Here is an 18,767-nt window from a genome sequence, read left to right as displayed (position 1 = left end):
TACAGCTATTCGCCACCGTTTAAAAACGTTTTTAATTCGGTTGCTTCCGAAGGTTTCATTCTTCCTGCTAAAACCAAACGTAATTGACGTCTGCGTAAAGCTCCTTCGTGAAGTGCTTTTTCTTCGTCAGTTTCAGTCAATGAAATAGGAACATCTATTGGGCGACCACTTTGGTCAACCGCCACAAAAGTGAAAAATGCTTTGTTGGTACTTACTCTTTCTTGCGCTGGAATATTTTCTGCCCAAACATCAATCACAACTTCCATTGAAGAACTGAAAGCTCTAGTTACTTTAGCCTGAAGCGTAACTACGCTACCAAGCGGAATAGATTCTTTAAAAGATACATTATCGACAGAAGCAGTAACAACGATACGATTTGAATGTTTTTGTGCACAGATTGCTCCGACAACATCCATCATGCGCATGAGGTTTCCGCCCATTAAATTTCCTAAAGTATTGGTATCGTTCGGAAAAATCATTTCCGTCATTGTAGTAAGAGATTCTGAAACGTATTTAGTTTTTGTCATTTTATTGGATGAAGGATTTGGGAATTTAGGATGTTGGATTTAGGATTTCAGATTTCTGTCGTTAGCTTTCGGTCTTCGGATGTCAGCTTTCAGATACATCTTTTCACGTAAGTAATAAGTAAAAATTTCGAAGCTCTAAAACCGACCTCTGAAAGCTGATGACTGAAATCCGACAGCTATTAAGATTCTGAATTATTACTTATCTCATCAAGATTGATTGATTGAAAATGTTCATGTGCTTTCAACACGATGGCGAGTGCAACGACGGCTTCACAAACAGCAACGACAATCACAAAGAGCGCAAACATTTGTCCTTGTAAATCAGGGTCATTTTTACTGAAAGCCACCAAATTTAGGTTTACAGCATTTAGCATCAATTCAATTCCCATCAAAACCACAATTACGTTTCGTTTGGTAACCACTACAGCTAAGCCAATGCTAAACAATAAAGCACTTGTAAGTAAATAATATGAAAGAAAACTATTGTCCATTGATAAGTTATCGACAAGATTTTTGAAATATTTAAACTTTGGTTTTGCTACTTAAATAAGCTGCACCAATGAGCGTTGCCATCAATAAAACACCCGAAACTTCAAAAGGTAACACGAAGTCGGTCATTAATAAAACGCCAATGTTTTGTGTTGTAGAAAACGATTCAATTGATTCAAATAGATTTGATTGAATGTCAATGAAGTTTGTTTTTGCAAAGGCATAAAAAAGCAAACTAAACAAACCCAGTGCAACAGCAAAGCCAATGAATCGATTAGTATTTGTGCCTATAATATCATTTTTGCCATTTTCTTTGTTACCATTTTGGTTGGTCAGCATTACCCCGAAAAGGAGTAAAACCAAAATTCCACCAACATAAACGAGTAGTTGAGTAATGGCGATAAAATCGGCACCAACCAATACATAAAGTGCGGCAATGCCAAAAAAAGTAAGTAAAAGACTAAAAGCAGCGTATAAAACATTATTGCTCCACAACACAACACATGCGGAGATAACAGTTAAAACGATGAATGCTATGAAAACAAAAGGTATCAATTGTCTGTTTTAGGTTTTGGTTTAAATGAAGGTTTGAAAACGGGTTTCGGTTTTGGCGCAATTGTAACTTCTTCAGCTTTTACTTCATCCGTATCCTTTAGTCCAGAATTTTCCGATAGCTCTGAGCTTTGAGCTATAAGTTGTGAGCTTTTTTCCTTTAGTTCTTCGTCTTCTATTTCAGAGTCCTTTTTCTTAAACGAAGGTTTGAAAACGGGTTTCGGTTTTGGCGCATTTGTGATTTCTTCAGTCTTTACTTCATCCGAACCTTTTACTTCTGAGCTTTCAACTCCTTCTTCTTTTTTCTTGAATGAAGGTTTAAAAACGGGTTTCAGTTTTGGTGCATTTGTGATTTCTTCCGCTTTTACTTCATCCGAATCTTTTACTTCCGAACTTTCTATTCCTTCCTCTTTCTTTTTAAACGAAGGTTTGAAAACGGGTTTCGACTTTGGCGTATTTGTGATTTCTTCAGCTTTTACTTCTTCCGAATTTGTTACTTCCGAACTTTCTATTCCTTCTTCTTTCTTTTTGAATGAAGGTTTGAAAACGGGTTTCGGTTTTGGCGTAGGAGTGATTTCTTCTTTCTTTACTTCTTCCGAATTTTCTATTTCTTCTTCTTTTTTCTTGAACGAAGGTTTGAATACAGGTTTCGGTTTTGGGACAGGAGTGATTTCTTCTGTCTTTACTTCTTCTTGTGCTAAATCTTTTAGTCCTTCATCTTCCTGTCCTGAATCCTTTTTCTTAAATGCTGGTTTAAAGGCAGGCTTGGCAACAGGCTTTTTCACTTCCTGTCCAATATCCTTTAGTCCAGAATCTTCCAGTCTTGTATCTTGTGTCTTGTTATCTTCTGTCTTCTTCGTTTTCAAACCTTTCATAGCTTCTTTTTCAAGCATAAATTGGTCGTACAAATCACGTTTTTCTTGTGCTTGTTCTGGACTAAGATTTCCGAAAGCAAAATTATGTTTGGTAATATCAAAAACAGAGAAATCATATTCCTGTGTCATGGTCAAACACTCTGTTGGACAAACAGTAGTACATAAACCACAGAAACAGCATTTAGCCATATCAATATCAAACTTCGCTGCATATAAACGAATGGCAGAACCATCAGAAGCATAACCTGCAATGCCAGTTGCTTTGATGGGTTCAATTTCTATACAATCGACAGGACAAATTTTAGCACATTTATCACAGACGATACAATCGTCCATTTCATTGTGTAATTGATAGCGACCATTATCAGGAATTGGTAGCTTTTCATGAGGATACTGTAAAGTAACAATCCCAGTTTCTTGTTTGAAGTAGTCAGGATTATTGACAAAAATGGGTTTTCGGCTTTGGCGAGCTTCTTTCAAATGTCTCCATGACAACGAAAGCCCTTTCAAGGAAGATTTAATACCTTCTTTGATGTTGCCGAAATATGTATTATTTGCTCCTTTTGACACAGTTTTAAATAATTTTCATTATTGGTGCTTAGAATGCCCTCTAAGTTTGACTTGTAAAATGCCAACAATTAAATACAAAGGTACGTTCTGGAGTTTAACAAAAGAAGGAAGAGTAGGCTTTTCTCGTCTGTACTTTATTCAATTGATACTATTGCCTGAGGTTCTGAGAGTTATTTTTCTTTGAAAGCGAAAAAAAGATGAAAATATTTAAGAAAAACACAGAAAACAATGTAAAACTTTTTGCATATACCGAAACAACTCCGTAATTTTGCGTTCCCAATTTTTAACTGGATGCCCGTTCAGAAAAAAAATAAGGCAAAATCATTGAAAATCAGAGACGTTCCAACTTTGATTTACCGAAAATACTTTCACAGCAATTAATAAGAGTCCACCGTGAATATATTTTTTGTAACACCTTTTGGCAAAGGTGCTTTCTTTGAGAAAACATTTAGGACTTTTAAAATCTTAATAAAGTGGATACTTTAAGTTATAAAACCATCTCAGCCAACAAGGCTACCACAGAAAAGGGATGGGTTATCGTTGATGCAGAGAATCAGATTGTAGGTCGTTTGACTTCTGAAATCGCAAAAATTTTACGTGGAAAGCACAAGCCTTCTTTCACTCCACATGTTGACTGTGGTGATAACGTTATCGTTATTAATGCTGATAAAATTCGTTTTACTGGCAAGAAAATGACTGATAAAGTTTACATCCGTCACACAGGGTATCCAGGTGGACAGCGTTTTGCAACGCCAAGAGAAGTGTTAGCGAAAAACCCAAGAGGAGTTGTAGAAGCAGCCGTTAAAGGTATGTTACCTAAAAACCGTTTGGGAAGCCGTTTGTTCACTAACTTGTATGTATATGCAGGTACAGAACATCCACACGCAGCTCAACAACCAACTGAAATTAAATTCTAATAATCGTTATTTGTTATTCGTTATCCGTTGTTCGTTTTTACGAATTAACATTAACAGATAACTGATAACTTCTCTATAAAAAAATGGCAGAAGTAACTAATACATTAGGAAGAAGAAAAACAGCTGTTGCCCGTCTTTATATGACTCCAGGTAACGGTACTATTCTTGTGAATGGTCGTGCTTTGAATGAGTACTTTCCATCTGAAATTTTACAAATTATCGTTAATCAACCATTTGCATTGACTAAGACTGAAGGTGCTTATGATATCAAAGCAAATCTTGATGGCGGTGGAATCAAAGGACAAGCAGAAGCGCTTCGTTTAGCAATTTCTCGTGCTTTACAAGAAATCGATCCTGAGCGTCGTCCAGCTTTGAAAAAAGAAGGATTCTTAACTCGTGACCCTCGTATGGTAGAACGTAAGAAACCAGGTCGTAAGAAAGCTCGTCGTAAATTCCAGTTCTCGAAACGTTAATATCCGTTATTGGTTATCCGTTATCGGTTTTCAGTTTTGCTGTCAACTACTAATGGATAACCCAATATTTGATTTTAATTATACGCAACAAGACTTACAGTGACCGATGTCTTTGTTGTTTTCAATTTTCTTTTTAACTTTTAATTTAAAGTTAGAAGTTATTGTTTAGTTGGCTTAGTATGATACTAATAACAATTAACAGATAACGGATAACTGTCAGAAAATGGCACAATTAGAATACAAAAACCTTTTGGATGCTGGTGTTCACTTTGGACACATGACACGTAAGTGGGATCCAAGAATGGCTCCATACATCTTTATGGAGAAGAATGGTATCCACATTCTTGATTTGAACAAAACTTTAGCTTGTTTAGACGAAGCTTGTACTGCTATCAAAGCGGTAGTTCGTTCAGGTCGTAAAGTAATGTTTGTTGCTACAAAGAAACAAGCGCAAGAAATTGTTTCTGAAGAAGCTCGTCGTTTGAAAATGCCTTACGTAACTGACCGTTGGTTAGGTGGTATGCTTACAAACTTCGCTACTGTACGTAAATCAATCAAAAAAATGTCTACTATCGACAGATTATTGAAAGACGAAGTAACAGTGAAAGCTTTAGCAAAACGTGAGCGTTTGATGATGTCTCGTGATAAAGAGAAAATGGAAAGAGTATTAGGCGGTATTACTGACCTTACTCGTTTACCAGCAGCTCTTTTCGTAGTTGACGTTAAGCGTGAGCACATTGCAGTAGCAGAAGCAAAAAGATTAGGTATTCCAGTTTTCGCAATGTGCGATACTAACTCGAACCCTGATTTAGTTGACTATCCAGTACCATCTAATGATGATGCTTACAAATCAATCGCTTTAATTACTTTAGCAATTGGTAAAGCTATCGAAGAAGGTTTAATGGAGCGTAAGCAAGATAAAGACGATGCTCGTTTAGCAGAGGAAGAAGAAGCGAAGCGTTTAGCTGACGAAGAAGCAGCGAAAGAAGCAGCGAAAGTTGCGGCTAAATACGAGAAAGAAGATTAATAATAATTTGAAGATATGATAATCTGAGAAGCCATGAATACTTATCCTTTTGTCATAACTTTATCATTATAATTTATCAAAATTGAAGCAGCCCATGGAATTCTATGGGCTGTTCCTTTAAAAATTAACATTGAATTAGCGAATGCGGATTGCGAAATAACGTAATTAAAGCCAGTTCAATTTCGCAATCCGTAATCCAAAATCTAAAATCAATAAAACGATGGCTATTTCAGCAGCAGACGTTAATAAATTAAGACAAATGACCGGTGCGGGCATGATGGATTGTAAGAAAGCCCTTACTGAAGCAGGTGGTGATTTTGAAGCCGCAATTGATATTCTTCGTAAAGCTGGCCAAAAAGTGGCAGCTAAACGTGCAGACAACGCTACTAACGAAGGTGTAGTATTGGTTGCTATCAGCGAAGATGGAACAAATGGTAAATTAGTTGCTTTAGCTTGCGAAACTGAACCAGTTTCTAAAGTAGCAGATTTCAATGAATTAGCTGCTGCTTTATTGGCATCAGCTGTTGCTACTGACGCTGCTGATAAAGATGCTTTATTAGCTTCTACTTTAGCTGACGGTCGTAACGCTCAAGAAGCAATGGTTGAATTAACTGGTAAAATTGGTGAAAAAATCAATGTAGCTGGTTATGAAAACATCACTGCTGATAAAGTTGTTTCTTATATCCACTCTAACAACAAAATTGGTGTTTTAGTAGCATTTACAAACGTAACAGGAACTGACGTTACTGAAGTTGGTAAAGATATCGCTATGCAAATCACTGCAATGAAACCAGTTGCTTTAGATAAAGACGGTGTTGATGCAGCTACTATCGAACGTGAAATCGAAATCGGTAAAGACCAAGCTCGTCAAGAAGGAAAACCAGAAGCAATGTTAGAAAAAATTGCAACAGGTAAATTGGAGAAATTCTACAAAGAAAACACTTTGTTGAACCAACAATTTGTAAAAGATAGCTCAATCAATATCAAACAATTGTTAGAGCAAACTCAAAAAGGATTAACTATCAGTACTTTCAAACGTATTGCTTTAGCTTAATAATTTTATAGTGATATTGAAAAAGGCTTCCAGTAATGGAGGCCTTTTTTGTTTATAAACCTAAATGTAATGTTAATGCTTTTTCAATTTTTTGAAGATATTTTGAGGATAGGGTACAAGTTTTCAATGAATCCTAAAATAAGTATTTCTACCCTTATGCAACGATTGGGAAAGATGTGCTGTCTAAGTAGTTAAAAAGAGTTAAAATATCCCAAATTAATTTTAAACTTAAAACAACCATTACACAATGAAAAAATTATTGTTTTTAATGACAGCCTTAGTAGGTATCATGTTCGCAAGTTGTGAAAAGCAAAATGATTTAACAGCTTCTGATGATGCTTTGGAAACCCTAGAAGTTTCAGCTGCACGTACTGCGGCAGTTACAGACACCGTAACGAAACAAAAATGCAGAGGAAGAATTACAACTGTTGACCCAGCCGCTTTACCAACAGCAATCGTTACTTATATCTCTACGAATTATGCTGGTGCTACCATTAAATTTGCAGGGACAGATACGCAAGGTCAATATGTCGTAGGAATCACTTTAAATAGCGTTGAAACAGGCTTATTGTTTGATGCTAATGGTGTTTTTGTAAAAGCACTTCAACATTATGCTAGAAAGGCTAAATTGACAGCAGTTGAAGTAACGGCTTTACCGGCTTCAATTGCTACTTATGTTACTGCAACTTACGCAGGTTATACAATCAAGCGTGCAGGGACAGATGTTGATGGCAACTTTTATGTCGCTATCAGCGATGAAACAAATCGTAAAGTACTTTTATTTGATGCTACTGGTGCATTCAAACAGGAGTTAGAAAAACCTTTACACAAAATGAGAAAGCTTAGAAAGCAATAGTCTTTTTGATAAAATCATTTTATTAAACCCCACAATATTGAATGTTTCAATGTTGTGGGGTTTATGCTTTTGTAAAGCCTAATCTTTTTAAGGTATAATTCAATTAAGAGCCGTATTTTAGCATTCTTTTTTAATCAGAATGACATTCCATGAAAATTCTACATACTGCCGATTGGCATTTAGGGAAAAAACTCCATAAGTACGACCTTCACGAAGACCAACAATTATTTTTGGAATGGCTAATTGCCCTTATCCAAGAACGAAAAATTGATGTGTTATTGATTTCAGGAGACATTTTCGACCTCGCTAATCCGCCCGCCGATGCCCGAATGCTTTATTATTGGTTTTTACGACAAATGATTTTGCAAAAATGTAAAATCATCATTACAGGTGGAAACCACGATTCGGTGTCGATGTTGAATGCACCCAAAGATATTTTGTCGATGTTGGATGTCATCGTTGTAGGCGGAGCTATGCCCAATATTGAAGATGAAATCATTGATTTAAAGGAATTAATTGTTTGTGCTGTTCCTTATTTGCGTGATGCCGATTTGCGTCAGGCAGTAGAAGGTGAAACAGCCACAGGTCGCATTGAGGCGGTTCGGAATGGCATTAAAAATCATTATGACCAATTAGCTAATATTTGCCAAGAAAGCTTCCCCAATACTCCTGTTATTGCAATGGGACATTTATATGCCAATGGCTCTGTGGCTTCAGAATCTGAACGAGAAATTCAAATCGGAAATTTAGCAGCTTTTGAAGGAAATGATTTTTCAGAAACTTTTGATTATGTGGCTTTAGGGCATATTCATCGTCCACAAAAAGTATCGGACAAAGAAAATATCCGTTACTCTGGTTCGCCGATTGCTTTGAGTTTTAGTGAAAAAAATGATTTAAAAATCGTGATTGAATTGGAAGTTTCAGCAGGAAAAATTCAAAAAATAGAAGACATTCCAGTACCCAAAAATAGAATGCTGAAGAAAATTTCGGGCGATTTCGAGAAAGTAAAAAGTCAACTAAGCAGTTTTCAAAACGAATGTCAGTTGAAAGCATTTCTAGAAATAGAAGTAACTGAAGAATTACACAATCCGATTTTGACCAGAGAACTAAACGATATAATTGCCGTTTTTGAAGACGAAAATGCCATCGTTTTAAAACATAGAATTTCATTCAAAAATGAAATTAACAGCACCGCAGAACTGTTTTTTGAAGGACAAAATATTGATGACATTAACGAAACGGAAATTTTGAAACGAAGATTAGAAAAAGAAAACGGACTTTCGGAAGAGCATCAGACTTTGCTGATGGAAGCTTTTGTGGAATTATTACAAAAAGTAAAAGAGGAAAACTAAGCGATGAAAATCAATAAAATATATTTAAAAAATATTAACTCTTTCAAAGGCGAACATCGGATTGATTTTACCGAAAATCCATTGTCATCCGCTGGTCTTTTTGCCATTGTTGGACCAACGGGAGCGGGGAAATCAACGCTTTTAGATGCTATTACTTTGGCTTTATTCAATCGTGTACCAAGATTTGATAAAAAGATTTCTAAAGATTTAGTCGGTTCGGGCGGTTCAATTCTTACACGTGGTGAAAAAGAATGTGCCGTAGAAGTAGAGTACGTTTGTAAATCAGGCGTTTTTGTGTCGAAATGGTGGATCAATGTCAATCGAAATAATAATCTGAATGATTATGGAATGGAGATTGTCGATAAAGCCAAAGACCAAATTATCACCAATAAAAAAACCGAAGTACCCGATAAAAATCAAAGTTTGATTGGACTGAATTATGACCAATTCGTGAAATCAATTTTGCTGTCGCAAGGTGAATTTTCTAAATTTTTAAAATCTGGGAAAGACGAGCGAGGCAAGCTTTTGGAAGATATTACGGGCATGCAAATTTATCGTTTGCTAGGCAAAAAAGCCTTTGAAATCAATAATGAAAAAGGTGGAGAATTAAAATTAAAAAGAAACCAAATCAAGAGTGTTTCGGAGAAATTAGTTGTGCAAGAAATTGCTGAAACTTGGGAAAAAGATTTAGCCGAGAAAGAGTTTTCGATTGTCAAAGCCAACGAAAATTTGGAAAAAACTTCGGAAAGTATTCGGCTAAAAAATACGTTAAAAGTTATTGGAGACGAAATTCTTCAAAAAGAAAAAGACTATACCAATACCGCTACGATTTGGAAAGTATTTGAACAAGAAAAATTACCGATACTTCAACAACACGAATTGGTTGAGCCTTTCAGAGAAAGTATTTTACAAGTAAAAAATGATGTAAGAGAACTTAGAAATCTTCAAAATCGACAAGTCGTTCAAAATCAAGATTTAGTTCAAAATCAGCAAGCCTTCAATCAAAATATTAGTGTCATTTCAGATTTTACGAATGAAAAAGTTAATGCAGGAAATGCGACTGAAGTATTACAAGAATTCCGTAGGAAAGTAACAGAATTGCTGAGAGAACTAAGTGAACAAGAAGGAACGCTGAAAGCCAAACAACAGCAAATTAGTGAAGTACTTTCGTTTTTGAGAATTCCACAATTAAATAATTTATCGGTCAATCAATTGGCTGATAATTCTTTAGCATTAATTGAGTCGGTTGCCAAAGAGCAGAAAGTACAGATGGAAAAATGGTATGAAATCGCCAAGATTTCGTCGCCGGAAGAAGTAGAAGAAAAAGGATTACAATTAGAATTTGAGCTAAGATTGTATCATCATCTCAATCAGTTAATTGGTGATTATAGCAATTTAAAAACTCTTTTTAGCGAAGCAGAAAAAGAGGAAAAAATACAACTTGAATTTCAAAATACGAATACATTAGTTCTTGAAAAAAAACAAATTTTATATACTCAACTTGTTCAGAAAATAGAGGCTTTAGAAGTAGAAAAAGAGCGTTTGGGTAAATCATATAACTTTGAAAAAGACCGAGCCAAACTTTTGAAAAAAGACGAAGCTTGTCCACTTTGTGGTTCGTTAGAGCATCCATTTTTGAGTCATTATGCCAATAATTATGTAGAAATTGACCAAAATTTAAAGAGCCAAAAAGCCGAAGAAAAAGTATTGAACAATGAAGTAAATACTTTGAAAACACAGATTGCATCTGCACATCAATTAGAATTAAAAGAGCAGAAGAAGAAAGATGAACTTCAACAAAAGCTAGATGTAAAACACTTAGAAATAAATGAAGTAAAGCAGAATTTACAACTAGAAAAAGTAGGCAACAGAGCGTGGGTTCAGGAACAAATAAAGTTGAAAGAGCAGCAAACAGAAGCCTTGAATTTGCTAGTTAAATCTGTAAAAGTACTTGAAGATTTAAAATCGCTTTACCGAATTGTAAAAGAAACGAAGGGTTTTCAGGAGCAGAAAAATGTACTAATTGATACCATTAAGGGTTTATACATTGGTAAAAATATCAATAACGATTGTGATAAACTACAACAAGAATTCTCGGAATTACAGACAAAAATCACTGCTAATTTGAAAATAATTCAGCAACTTGATACTGAAATAAAAGAGAAAAATGAAGCAGTAAAAATATTAGAGAACGAATTGTTGGTGGCTTTAAATGGATTAGGTTTTACAAATCTTGAAGAGGCTCAACAGCAGTTACTTTCGGTAGAACAAAGCAAAAATTTAAGAGATGAACAGGAAAAGCTCAGAACCAAAATAACTGTTTTGGAGAGTGAGTTGAAGAATAAAAAAGCTGAATTTGAACAAAAACAGCAAGAAGATAATCCTTTGATAAGTTTGGAAGAATTACTTGCTTTGAATCAACTTTTGCAAGAACAGAGAAAAGCTGTCGCCGATGAAGTGACTGCATTACAAGTAAAAATTCAAGTTCAGAATGCACATCGTCAGGAAATTTCTGCTTTAGAACAAGAAATAGCCTTCTTAGAAAAATCTAATTTGAAATGGGAATTATTAAACCGCTATATTGGAGATGCAGAAGGGAAAAAATTTAGTACATTTGCACAAGGCCTAACTTTAGCAAGATTGATAGCATTGTCAAATCGACGTTTAGCGGAGCTATCCGATCGTTATTTGTTAGATAAACCTACTGAAAATGAGGACGATGAGTTGATGATAATTGACCAGTATATGGGCAATGAACGTCGTTCGGTAAAAACACTTTCTGGCGGGGAAACTTTTATGGTGAGCTTGTCTTTGGCATTGGCTTTATCAGATTTGGCTTCTAAGAACGTAAAATTAGAAAGCTTATTTATTGATGAAGGTTTTGGAACACTCGACCCCGAAACACTAGATTTGGCTTTGGGTACTTTAGAGAAATTACAACAGGAAGGACAGAAAAACATCGGTATTATTTCGCACGTAGAATCTATCAAAGAAAGAATTTCAACGCAAATTAAACTAGAAAGAAACAACAGAGGTTTTAGTAGAATTGACATTAAGGGTTAAACAAAGGCTACAATTAATCAATACAGTGATTTTCACACCAACAGTATCATTAATATTATTCAATTTAGAAATAGTCTTGAGTAACCAGATTTCATTATGAATATTTTGTACTTGGTTTTTGGAGAAGAACAAGAAAACCATATTCAAACATATTTTTCTATTTGCTCATTTCTGAGTCAGATGAGTGAAACAGACAGAATATATGTTCTGACGGACGCTCCAAAGTATTATGAGCGGGTAGCTAGCCGAGTGAATATTGTAGAAGTAAGCAAAGGTTTATTGGATGAATGGGAAGGCCCAAAGCGGTTTTTGGGAAGAGTAAAAATCAAAGCCATAGAATATATATGTTCGATTCATCCGAAAGAAGTTGTTGTATATTTAGATGCCGATACTTTTTTGTATGCTAATATTAATTTATTAAAAGCCGATTTAGCGCATTCTATGCTGCATCAATATGAAGGAAAGCTTTCAGTAATGAAAAGTAAAAGTGAGAAATTACTTTGGAAACAGGTAGGAGGGATGTCGTTTGGAGGGATTGTAATTCAGCCAGAACATTGTATTTGGAATACTGGTGTAATGGTTTTACCAGCTGAAAAAGGCTATGATATTGTAAAGATGGCACTTTTGATTTGTGATAGTATGCTTCAAGCAAATGTTACAAAAAAATTGATTGAAAAGATTTCAATTTCTGTAGCCATTTCTGAATTTGGAGAAGCAAAGTCTTCTAATTTTTGCATAGGTCATTACTGCGATAATAAATTAGAATGGAATGAAATCATCAGAAAATTTGTGGTAGAGTCTTTTTTAGGAAACCGAAGTTTAGAAGAAGATATGGTTTTGATTCAGGATTGGGATTTTGCTAAACTTGCCATTCAGAAAAGAGTTCCTTTGGCACAAATTAGGCTTAAAAAGTTTATTGAAAGGATTTTTCCAGCTAAGATTATTCAGCAAATAAAAAAGAAGTAAGTATTAGAAAATTTGATAGTAAAAAACCCTTGTTCATACGCTTGAACAAGGGTTTTTTGATTTATTTCTGCACAATGCCGAAAGGCGTAAATGGCTCAGTTTCTTGTTGCGTTACTTTTTGTAAATCCCAAGTTTCTTGTGGAATTTTTGTTTCCTTATGATGCAAATGATAAACCAAAGCCGAAGAAGCTACTGATTTTGTTGATTTCCCAATTAAAATAAGTCGTCTATAAACATCCAAATCTTCGCCAACACCTGGCCAAAGGAAACGCTCATCAAAACCATTAATACTTAGTAAATCTTCTTTATGAATTGAAAAATTGCAACCTAAAATATCACGATGTTTGTTGTTAATCATTCTGGCAAAAAAGGGTATTCTTGCATAAAGCATTTTTTCACCGTGACGAGTTTCGCCCGATAATAACAAATACAAAAAATTCTTTTTGAAATAGCCTTTTTTGATACTTTCTGGCGTAAGTTTTTTAGATATTTTATCCGATAAATATACTCTTCTTCCCGAAAGGGCAAATCCTTTTTCTTTTGCTTCCAAATGTGCTTCCACAAATCTATCGTCAGGGATACAATCGCCATCAATAAAAATAATATAATCAGATTTCGCACTCATCACGGCTTTATTAAGCATGATATTTTTTTGCCAACCATTATCTTCTTGCCAAAGATGATTGATATGGAGTGGCGAATGCTTTTGAATTTCTCTGATTTGTTTAACAACATCTTCACGAGAACCATCATCTGAAATAATCACTTCAAAATCTTTAACACTTTGGCGTTCTAATCCTGCCAAAATGAGTTTAAGATTATCAATTTTATTGTAAAAAGCGATATTCACTGAGCAACGCATAAACTTCTATCTTTAAAATGGAATGATTTTCAATTAAAGCCTCAAAATTACGCTTATTTCTTTGAGTATAGTCAAATTACACAGACAATAGCTTAAATTTGTGGTATTGAGCATGATATTTTATTGAGAAAACAATCTTAAAATCTTTCGATTTTTGTCTCTCCAACGAATTTGTGGGAACAAAATACTATGAATATACTTCTTCAACATAATGCGATACTTCCTGTAAATCAATATGGTGGAACCGAACGAGTAGTTTGGTGGCTTGGCAAATACCTTAGTTTGTTAGGGCATCATGTGACATTTCTGGTGAAAGAAGGTTCAACATCGTCCTTTGCCAAAATTATCCCATATCGTGAAAATCAATCACTAGATGAGCAAATTCCTGATGATATTGATGTAGTTCATCTCAATCAAAAACCGCAAGAATATATTCGGAAGCCATTTGTTGTTACTCAGCATGGCAACAGTTCGCAATTAGATTCTTTGCATCAGAACACCGTTTTTGTGTCTAAAAATCATGCAGAAAGACATGGCGGAGAAGCCTTTGTTTATAATGGAATTGATTTTGACGATTATGGAAAGCCAGATTTGAATCTTCCACGGAAACATCTTCATTTTTTAGCAAAAGCCGCTTGGCGAGTAAAAAATGTAAAAGGAGCGATTGAAATTTCGAAGAGAAGTCATCATAAATTAATCGTGATGGGCGGTACTCGTTTGAACTTAAAAATGGGTTTTCGTTTCACACCCGATTTTCATGTTCGTTTTCATGGCATGATTGGTGGGGAAGAAAAATTAAGCATTTTAAACCAATCTAAAGCCTTACTTTTTCCAGTTTTATGGCACGAGCCATTTGGTTTAGCAATTGTTGAAAGCCTTTATATGGGTTCGGCTGTGTTTGGCACTACTTATGGTTCTTTGCCCGAATTGATTCATCCTGAGGTTGGTTTTCTCTCAAATCACAAGCATGAATGGGTTGAACAATTGAAAAATGTTGATCATTTTTCGCCAAAACTTTGTCATGAATATGCTCAGGATATTTTTTCTGCCCGAACAATGGCAGAAAAATATGTTACTTATTACGAAACGGTTTTAGCTGGAAAACCCTTGAATTCCCAAACGCCAAAGGCTTTGGAAAACTATCCTAAATTTTTGCCTTTTTCTGAATAATCTCATGAAAATATCTGGATTTACTTTTGTCCGAAATGCCATCAAATTTGATTATCCCATCGTCGAAGCCATCACTTCAATTTTACCAATTTGTGATGAAGTAGTCGTAGCTGTGGGAAATTCAGAAGACGAAACGTTGGCTTTAATTCAAAGTATTGATTCTCCGAAAATAAAAATCATTGAAACCATTTGGGATGATTCTTTGCGTAAAGGCGGACAAGTACTTGCTGTTGAAACAGATAAAGCTTTAGCCGCCGTTTCGCCAGATGCAGATTGGTGTTTTTACATTCAGGGAGATGAAGTTGTGCATGAAAAGTATTTGCCCGTTATTAAACAAGCCATGCAGGATAATTTACATAAATCTCAAGTAGAAGGTTTACTGTTTAATTATACCCATTTTTATGGTTCGTATCGCTATGTAGGCAACGCTCATCGTTGGTATCGAAGAGAAATCAGGGTGATTAGAAATACAGGGAAAATACGTTCTTATAAAGATGCACAAGGTTTCAGAACTGTTGATAATCAGAAATTGAAAGTAAAACTAATAGACGCTTATATTTACCATTATGGTTGGGTAAAACCACCAGAAATTCAGCGTGAAAAGATGAAAAGTTCTATCAATTTTTGGGGAGAAGGTCATGATGTTGATAAAATAAAAGAAGTATTAGAGGCTTTTGATTACTCAGAAATAGATTCTTTAACACTTTTTGAAGCTACGCATCCAGCAGTAATGCAAGCCAGAATTGAAAGTGTAAATTGGATGTTTGATTATGATATTCACGAGAAAAAACTCTCTTTCAAAAACCAAGTAAAAATGGGAATTGAAAAGCTGACAGGTTATAGAATTGGCGAGTACAGGAATTATAAGATGGTTTGATACGCCATAAAAAAAGGCCCGAAACTTGCGTTCCAGACCCATGATAGATTAGAGGGAATATTTTTTCATGATGAAACATAATTCAAAAAAGAAATTATGTAGCTAGAGTTTGATTAAAAATAGGGTACACTTTATGAATTAGGTGTTTGGGAATATTAAAAAGTGTAGGATGAAATAATGCTGCCAAAATTTCAATACCATTTACTAAGGTGGATGCACTTGGCTGAGTGAACAAATCATAATCAAGCACAAAAACTGCTTTATTTTGAACTGCACGTAGATTTTCCCAACCGTTTTTTATGGTTAATAGATGTAATTCTTCCATACTTCTTTGGGTTTCAAAACCGCAAGGAGCTATGATTAATACTTCTGGGTCGTACTTCAATATTTTGTCCCATTGCGTCACGATGCTGTCGCCAGAAGGATTACTCAGCATATCAATGCCACCAGCGTAAGCAATTTGATGAGGAATCCAATGCCCACAATTATAAATTGGTTCAATCCATTCCAACAACATTACTCTTTTAGGCAAAGCTCTGTGTTCACGGAGTTTGTCGATAACATTGTCAATTCTTTGTTGAAGATTGGCTAAATGTAGATAAGCAGCTTCTTCTCTGCCCAAAGCCTTCGCAATCATAATCGCAGAATTTAAAACATCTTCTAAGCTTTGTGGAGTAATTGTTAAAATCTGAGGTGTTTTTTCGAGATTATCAATAACCGCTTGCGTACATTTTGTATCAATTTGGCATACTTCACAAACGTCTTGTGTAATGACAACATCGGGTGCGATAGCTTGTAATTTATCTTCTTCTACATAATACAAGCTTTTTCCTTGTGCTTTAGAAGCCGAGAAAATCTTGTCGATTTCTTCGCTTGAATAGTCTTTTCCTTCAAGCACACAACGCACTAAAATTTCATTTTCAGTTCTCGATGTTGGCGGACATTCAAAGGTTACGCCATAGAGTAAGTCTTGCAAACCCATGTCGTAAATCATTTGCGTTGCGGCAGGAAGAAAAGAGACAGCTTTCATTGTTTTGAGCTTTCAGCAATTAGCTATCAGAAGTCAGCAATTGCTTTTTATTAATAAATAATGAAATTAGAGGTAAGAGCTTTTAGAATCTAGCTATATCCTTAAACAAGAATTCAAAAAAAGATAGCCGAAATCTGAAGACCGATAGCCTCAAGCTTGATTTTGTGCCAAACTTGGAAAACGTACTTGTAATAATTCGAAACTACTAAAAAGGATAGCTGAATATGCCAATGTTCCAACTAAGAAGTTTTTCATGTAAGGAAAACCTTGAATTAAACATTGTTGTAAACCAGCCCAATCACGAGTTAAAGGTAAATTCGTTCTTAAATCTGTTCCTCCGCCAATCCAAACCGTTAAATCAGCTAAAACCCAATGAGAAACAGAGGCAATCACCGCTGCTAAAACTACATTTTGAACATTGATTTTTTGAAGAATTACTCTTCCAAACAATACAATGATGGCAAAAATGCCATAAATCCAATACCAACCGTCGTACATCATTCCATATTTTCCTTGATACACCACTTTATTAATCACTACGTCACTCACGAAAATGGTAAGAATTGGAAAAGCTAGAGCCTTCCAACGATTGCTAAAATATGCTCCACCAAAAAGCCCCATAGCACCCAATGGCGTATAATTTGCTACAGGAGTAAGCTGTGCGGAGTTGGCAATTCTTAACAAAGCAATCGCTAAAATAAAGCAAAGCAAGGTTAAAAAACGAGGGTTGAGTTGCTGTTTCATTGGTTGTTTTTTGTTAGGTTTGACAACTTTTGAAAGTTGTCAAACCTGAACCTAATAAATTACTTAAATCTAAATCCTTCTGGACTAACACCTACTTTTACAGAGTCAATTAAAGTTCCGTTTGCTTGGTATCTGAAAACATAACCTGCTTGTTTGAACGAGGGTGTAAAGCCTGCATAAATATTACCTGTAGAAGGGTCGGTACTTAGTGCTGAGAATACTTTTTTGATAAATGGAGTTGTTGTAGAAATACTCGCATCGTTGATGTTAAAGCTATAAGTTTCACCTTTTTGCTTATAACCATCAGCAGCATCTGAATAAGAATACACAAAAAGAATGGTGTTTTTATCTTTATTGAAAGTAAAGCTTTCTGCTGATTTATTACCTGAAGTAGCAAAAGCAATACGACTTTCTACAGTTTTAGTACTTAGGTTGAATTTTACAAATTTCCCTTCTGAATAAAACCATAATTTACCATTCGCATCAGCACCAATTAAACGTGGATGTGAACCAATCGTTACAGATTGTGTAACTGCATCCGTTTGCATATCGATGATAGAAATTTTATCAGTATCGCTGTATGTATTTGAAGCCACAATTGCTTCATTACCGACTACAACAATTTTCTCTGGACCTTTCTGAACAGCAATTTTTTTAATCACTGTATTGGTCGTCAAATCAATTACTAATACATAGCCAGGCTTATAAGAATAATCAGTATTTAAAGCGTCCCAGCAAGTAACGTAAGCTTTGTTTGTTCCTGCTTTTACGGCATAGCGTGGGTTTTCAAGTTGAGCAGAAGTAATGGTTGCTACTGATTTAAAAGTACTTGAATTTACAATTTGAATATAATCTTTTCCTGCTGTAGCATTATCTACCAAGATTAATCCTTTGCCATCTACTTCTGTATAATCTGCCACACCACCAGCTACTGAGTTATTATTTTCTAATTGAAAAATATCAAGACTAACAGCTTTTGTAGCAGGATTAAGTAAATCAATTGTACCATTATTATCACTGAAATTACCTCTGTTCATTACAAACACACCAGCATCATAAGGTTGAGCAGGTACTACTACTTCTGTTTCTGAATTACAAGCGTTTAACGACAAGAATAAAGAAGTTGCTACCAATGAGCGAACGATAATAGAATTAAATTGCATTGTTTTATTATTGATTAAAATATGAAAACGATTTGGGGTTTTGGATGTGGGATTTCGGATTTCAGCTTTTTTAGTTATTGAAAATGAAAAAAGATGAACTTGAAACCCGAAAACCATATCCAAAATTCAAATTCCAAAAGCTGAAATCCGATGACCGAAGCCTACCCTCCGACGACCGAAAGCTGAATTCCGAAACCCGA

At 35.1% G+C, this 18,767-nt stretch carries 18 protein-coding genes; 10 read left to right on the top strand and 8 right to left on the bottom strand.

The annotated features are described in order from the left end of the window. Nucleotides 1-5 precede the first annotated feature (5 nt). The 4 genes from VB798_RS07060 to VB798_RS07045 all read right to left on the bottom strand — a co-directional run bounded on the left by VB798_RS07060 (nucleotide 6) and on the right by VB798_RS07045 (nucleotide 3,013). Nucleotides 6-527, bottom strand: coding sequence for an acyl-CoA thioesterase (locus VB798_RS07060; RefSeq protein ID WP_323257386.1), 522 nt, complete (start codon nucleotides 525-527; stop codon nucleotides 6-8). Nucleotides 528-706: 179 nt separating this feature from the next. Further along, nucleotides 707-1,018: an NADH-quinone oxidoreductase subunit NuoK gene (gene nuoK / locus VB798_RS07055; RefSeq protein WP_323257384.1), complete on the bottom strand. Its 312-nt coding sequence runs from the start codon at nucleotides 1,016-1,018 to the stop codon at nucleotides 707-709. Nucleotides 1,019-1,049: 31 nt separating this feature from the next. After that, a complete protein-coding gene (locus VB798_RS07050; RefSeq protein ID WP_323257382.1) occupies nucleotides 1,050-1,571 on the bottom strand; it encodes an NADH-quinone oxidoreductase subunit J family protein in 522 nt (173 codons plus the stop codon). After that, nucleotides 1,568-3,013 (bottom strand): 4Fe-4S binding protein, encoded by a 1,446-nt coding sequence (locus tag VB798_RS07045; RefSeq protein ID WP_323257380.1) that lies wholly within the window; start codon nucleotides 3,011-3,013, stop codon nucleotides 1,568-1,570. Before VB798_RS07045 ends, VB798_RS07050 begins: the two co-directional genes overlap by 4 nt. A 473-nt stretch (nucleotides 3,014-3,486) precedes the next feature. Here VB798_RS07045 and rplM point away from each other — a divergent pair, with 473 nt between their 5' ends. The 8 genes from rplM to VB798_RS07005 all read left to right on the top strand — a co-directional run bounded on the left by rplM (nucleotide 3,487) and on the right by VB798_RS07005 (nucleotide 12,721). Continuing rightward, the gene (gene rplM / locus VB798_RS07040; protein WP_184129674.1) at nucleotides 3,487-3,930 is read left to right on the top strand and encodes a 50S ribosomal protein L13; all 444 of its coding nucleotides are present in this window, start codon (nucleotides 3,487-3,489) and stop codon (nucleotides 3,928-3,930) included. An 83-nt stretch (nucleotides 3,931-4,013) separates the two neighbouring features. Continuing rightward, on the top strand, nucleotides 4,014-4,403 hold the full coding sequence (rpsI, locus tag VB798_RS07035) for a 30S ribosomal protein S9 (RefSeq protein ID WP_309915319.1): 390 nt from the start codon (nucleotides 4,014-4,016) through the stop codon (nucleotides 4,401-4,403). A 223-nt stretch (nucleotides 4,404-4,626) separates the two neighbouring features. Next, a complete protein-coding gene (rpsB, locus tag VB798_RS07030) occupies nucleotides 4,627-5,430 on the top strand; it encodes a 30S ribosomal protein S2 (RefSeq protein WP_184129680.1) in 804 nt (267 codons plus the stop codon). A 220-nt stretch (nucleotides 5,431-5,650) separates the two neighbouring features. Then, the gene (gene tsf / locus VB798_RS07025) at nucleotides 5,651-6,484 is read left to right on the top strand and encodes a translation elongation factor Ts (protein WP_323257377.1); all 834 of its coding nucleotides are present in this window, start codon (nucleotides 5,651-5,653) and stop codon (nucleotides 6,482-6,484) included. Between the two features lie 247 nt (nucleotides 6,485-6,731). After that, entirely contained in the window at nucleotides 6,732-7,340 is a 609-nt protein-coding gene (locus VB798_RS07020; protein WP_323257375.1) for a PepSY-like domain-containing protein, read from the top strand. Between the two features lie 149 nt (nucleotides 7,341-7,489). Then, entirely contained in the window at nucleotides 7,490-8,692 is a 1,203-nt protein-coding gene (sbcD, locus tag VB798_RS07015) for an exonuclease subunit SbcD (protein WP_323257373.1), read from the top strand. A gap of 3 nt (nucleotides 8,693-8,695) precedes the next feature. After that, nucleotides 8,696-11,755 (top strand): AAA family ATPase, encoded by a 3,060-nt coding sequence (locus tag VB798_RS07010; RefSeq protein WP_323257371.1) that lies wholly within the window; start codon nucleotides 8,696-8,698, stop codon nucleotides 11,753-11,755. A 96-nt stretch (nucleotides 11,756-11,851) separates the two neighbouring features. Then, complete coding sequence (locus tag VB798_RS07005) at nucleotides 11,852-12,721, top strand: hypothetical protein (protein WP_323257370.1); 870 nt, start codon at nucleotides 11,852-11,854, stop codon at nucleotides 12,719-12,721. A gap of 61 nt (nucleotides 12,722-12,782) precedes the next feature. Here the strand turns inward: VB798_RS07005 and VB798_RS07000 are convergent, their stop codons facing one another. Further along, a complete protein-coding gene (locus tag VB798_RS07000; protein WP_323257367.1) occupies nucleotides 12,783-13,583 on the bottom strand; it encodes a glycosyltransferase in 801 nt (266 codons plus the stop codon). Between the two features lie 189 nt (nucleotides 13,584-13,772). On the opposite strand from VB798_RS07000, the gene VB798_RS06995 reads away from it, so the two are divergent. Both VB798_RS06995 and VB798_RS06990 read left to right on the top strand, forming a co-directional pair. Continuing rightward, the gene (locus tag VB798_RS06995) at nucleotides 13,773-14,753 is read left to right on the top strand and encodes a glycosyltransferase (protein WP_323257365.1); all 981 of its coding nucleotides are present in this window, start codon (nucleotides 13,773-13,775) and stop codon (nucleotides 14,751-14,753) included. Between the two features lie 4 nt (nucleotides 14,754-14,757). Next, on the top strand, nucleotides 14,758-15,630 hold the full coding sequence (locus VB798_RS06990; RefSeq protein ID WP_323257363.1) for a glycosyltransferase family protein: 873 nt from the start codon (nucleotides 14,758-14,760) through the stop codon (nucleotides 15,628-15,630). A gap of 94 nt (nucleotides 15,631-15,724) precedes the next feature. Here the strand turns inward: VB798_RS06990 and VB798_RS06985 are convergent, their stop codons facing one another. The 3 genes from VB798_RS06985 to VB798_RS06975 all read right to left on the bottom strand — a co-directional run bounded on the left by VB798_RS06985 (nucleotide 15,725) and on the right by VB798_RS06975 (nucleotide 18,567). Beyond that, nucleotides 15,725-16,660: an ABC transporter substrate-binding protein gene (locus VB798_RS06985; RefSeq protein WP_323257361.1), complete on the bottom strand. Its 936-nt coding sequence runs from the start codon at nucleotides 16,658-16,660 to the stop codon at nucleotides 15,725-15,727. A 150-nt stretch (nucleotides 16,661-16,810) separates the two neighbouring features. Further along, nucleotides 16,811-17,404, bottom strand: a complete 594-nt coding sequence (locus tag VB798_RS06980) for a DUF6580 family putative transport protein (RefSeq protein WP_323257359.1) — start codon at nucleotides 17,402-17,404, stop codon at nucleotides 16,811-16,813. Between the two features lie 59 nt (nucleotides 17,405-17,463). Beyond that, nucleotides 17,464-18,567 (bottom strand): DUF5074 domain-containing protein, encoded by a 1,104-nt coding sequence (locus VB798_RS06975; protein WP_323257357.1) that lies wholly within the window; start codon nucleotides 18,565-18,567, stop codon nucleotides 17,464-17,466. Nucleotides 18,568-18,767: the final 200 nt, after the last annotated feature.

Source organism: Arcicella lustrica (assembly GCF_034930985.1).
In the GTDB taxonomy this organism is placed as follows: Bacteria; Bacteroidota; Bacteroidia; order Cytophagales; family Spirosomataceae; genus Arcicella; species Arcicella lustrica.
Note: the sequence above shows the minus strand (reverse complement) of the source record. Positions and strands in the feature narration are given on the sequence as shown.

What these genes read in the sequence shown, in the direction of transcription:
- rpsI (WP_309915319.1), top strand. Translation starts at nt 4,014, where the DNA reads ATGGCAGAAGTAACTAATACATTAGGAAGAAGAAAAACAGCTGTTGCC.
- VB798_RS07020 (WP_323257375.1), top strand. Translation starts at nt 6,732, where the DNA reads ATGAAAAAATTATTGTTTTTAATGACAGCCTTAGTAGGTATCATGTTC.
- VB798_RS06995 (WP_323257365.1), top strand. Translation starts at nt 13,773, where the DNA reads ATGAATATACTTCTTCAACATAATGCGATACTTCCTGTAAATCAATAT.
- VB798_RS07010 (WP_323257371.1), top strand. Translation starts at nt 8,696, where the DNA reads ATGAAAATCAATAAAATATATTTAAAAAATATTAACTCTTTCAAAGGC.
- VB798_RS06985 (WP_323257361.1), bottom strand. Translation starts at nt 16,660, where the DNA reads ATGAAAGCTGTCTCTTTTCTTCCTGCCGCAACGCAAATGATTTACGAC.
- nuoK (WP_323257384.1), bottom strand. Translation starts at nt 1,018, where the DNA reads ATGGACAATAGTTTTCTTTCATATTATTTACTTACAAGTGCTTTATTG.
- VB798_RS07000 (WP_323257367.1), bottom strand. Translation starts at nt 13,583, where the DNA reads ATGCGTTGCTCAGTGAATATCGCTTTTTACAATAAAATTGATAATCTT.
- VB798_RS07060 (WP_323257386.1), bottom strand. Translation starts at nt 527, where the DNA reads ATGACAAAAACTAAATACGTTTCAGAATCTCTTACTACAATGACGGAA.
- VB798_RS07005 (WP_323257370.1), top strand. Translation starts at nt 11,852, where the DNA reads ATGAATATTTTGTACTTGGTTTTTGGAGAAGAACAAGAAAACCATATT.
- VB798_RS06990 (WP_323257363.1), top strand. Translation starts at nt 14,758, where the DNA reads ATGAAAATATCTGGATTTACTTTTGTCCGAAATGCCATCAAATTTGAT.
- rpsB (WP_184129680.1), top strand. Translation starts at nt 4,627, where the DNA reads ATGGCACAATTAGAATACAAAAACCTTTTGGATGCTGGTGTTCACTTT.
- tsf (WP_323257377.1), top strand. Translation starts at nt 5,651, where the DNA reads ATGGCTATTTCAGCAGCAGACGTTAATAAATTAAGACAAATGACCGGT.
- VB798_RS06980 (WP_323257359.1), bottom strand. Translation starts at nt 17,404, where the DNA reads ATGAAACAGCAACTCAACCCTCGTTTTTTAACCTTGCTTTGCTTTATT.
- sbcD (WP_323257373.1), top strand. Translation starts at nt 7,490, where the DNA reads ATGAAAATTCTACATACTGCCGATTGGCATTTAGGGAAAAAACTCCAT.
- VB798_RS06975 (WP_323257357.1), bottom strand. Translation starts at nt 18,567, where the DNA reads ATGCAATTTAATTCTATTATCGTTCGCTCATTGGTAGCAACTTCTTTA.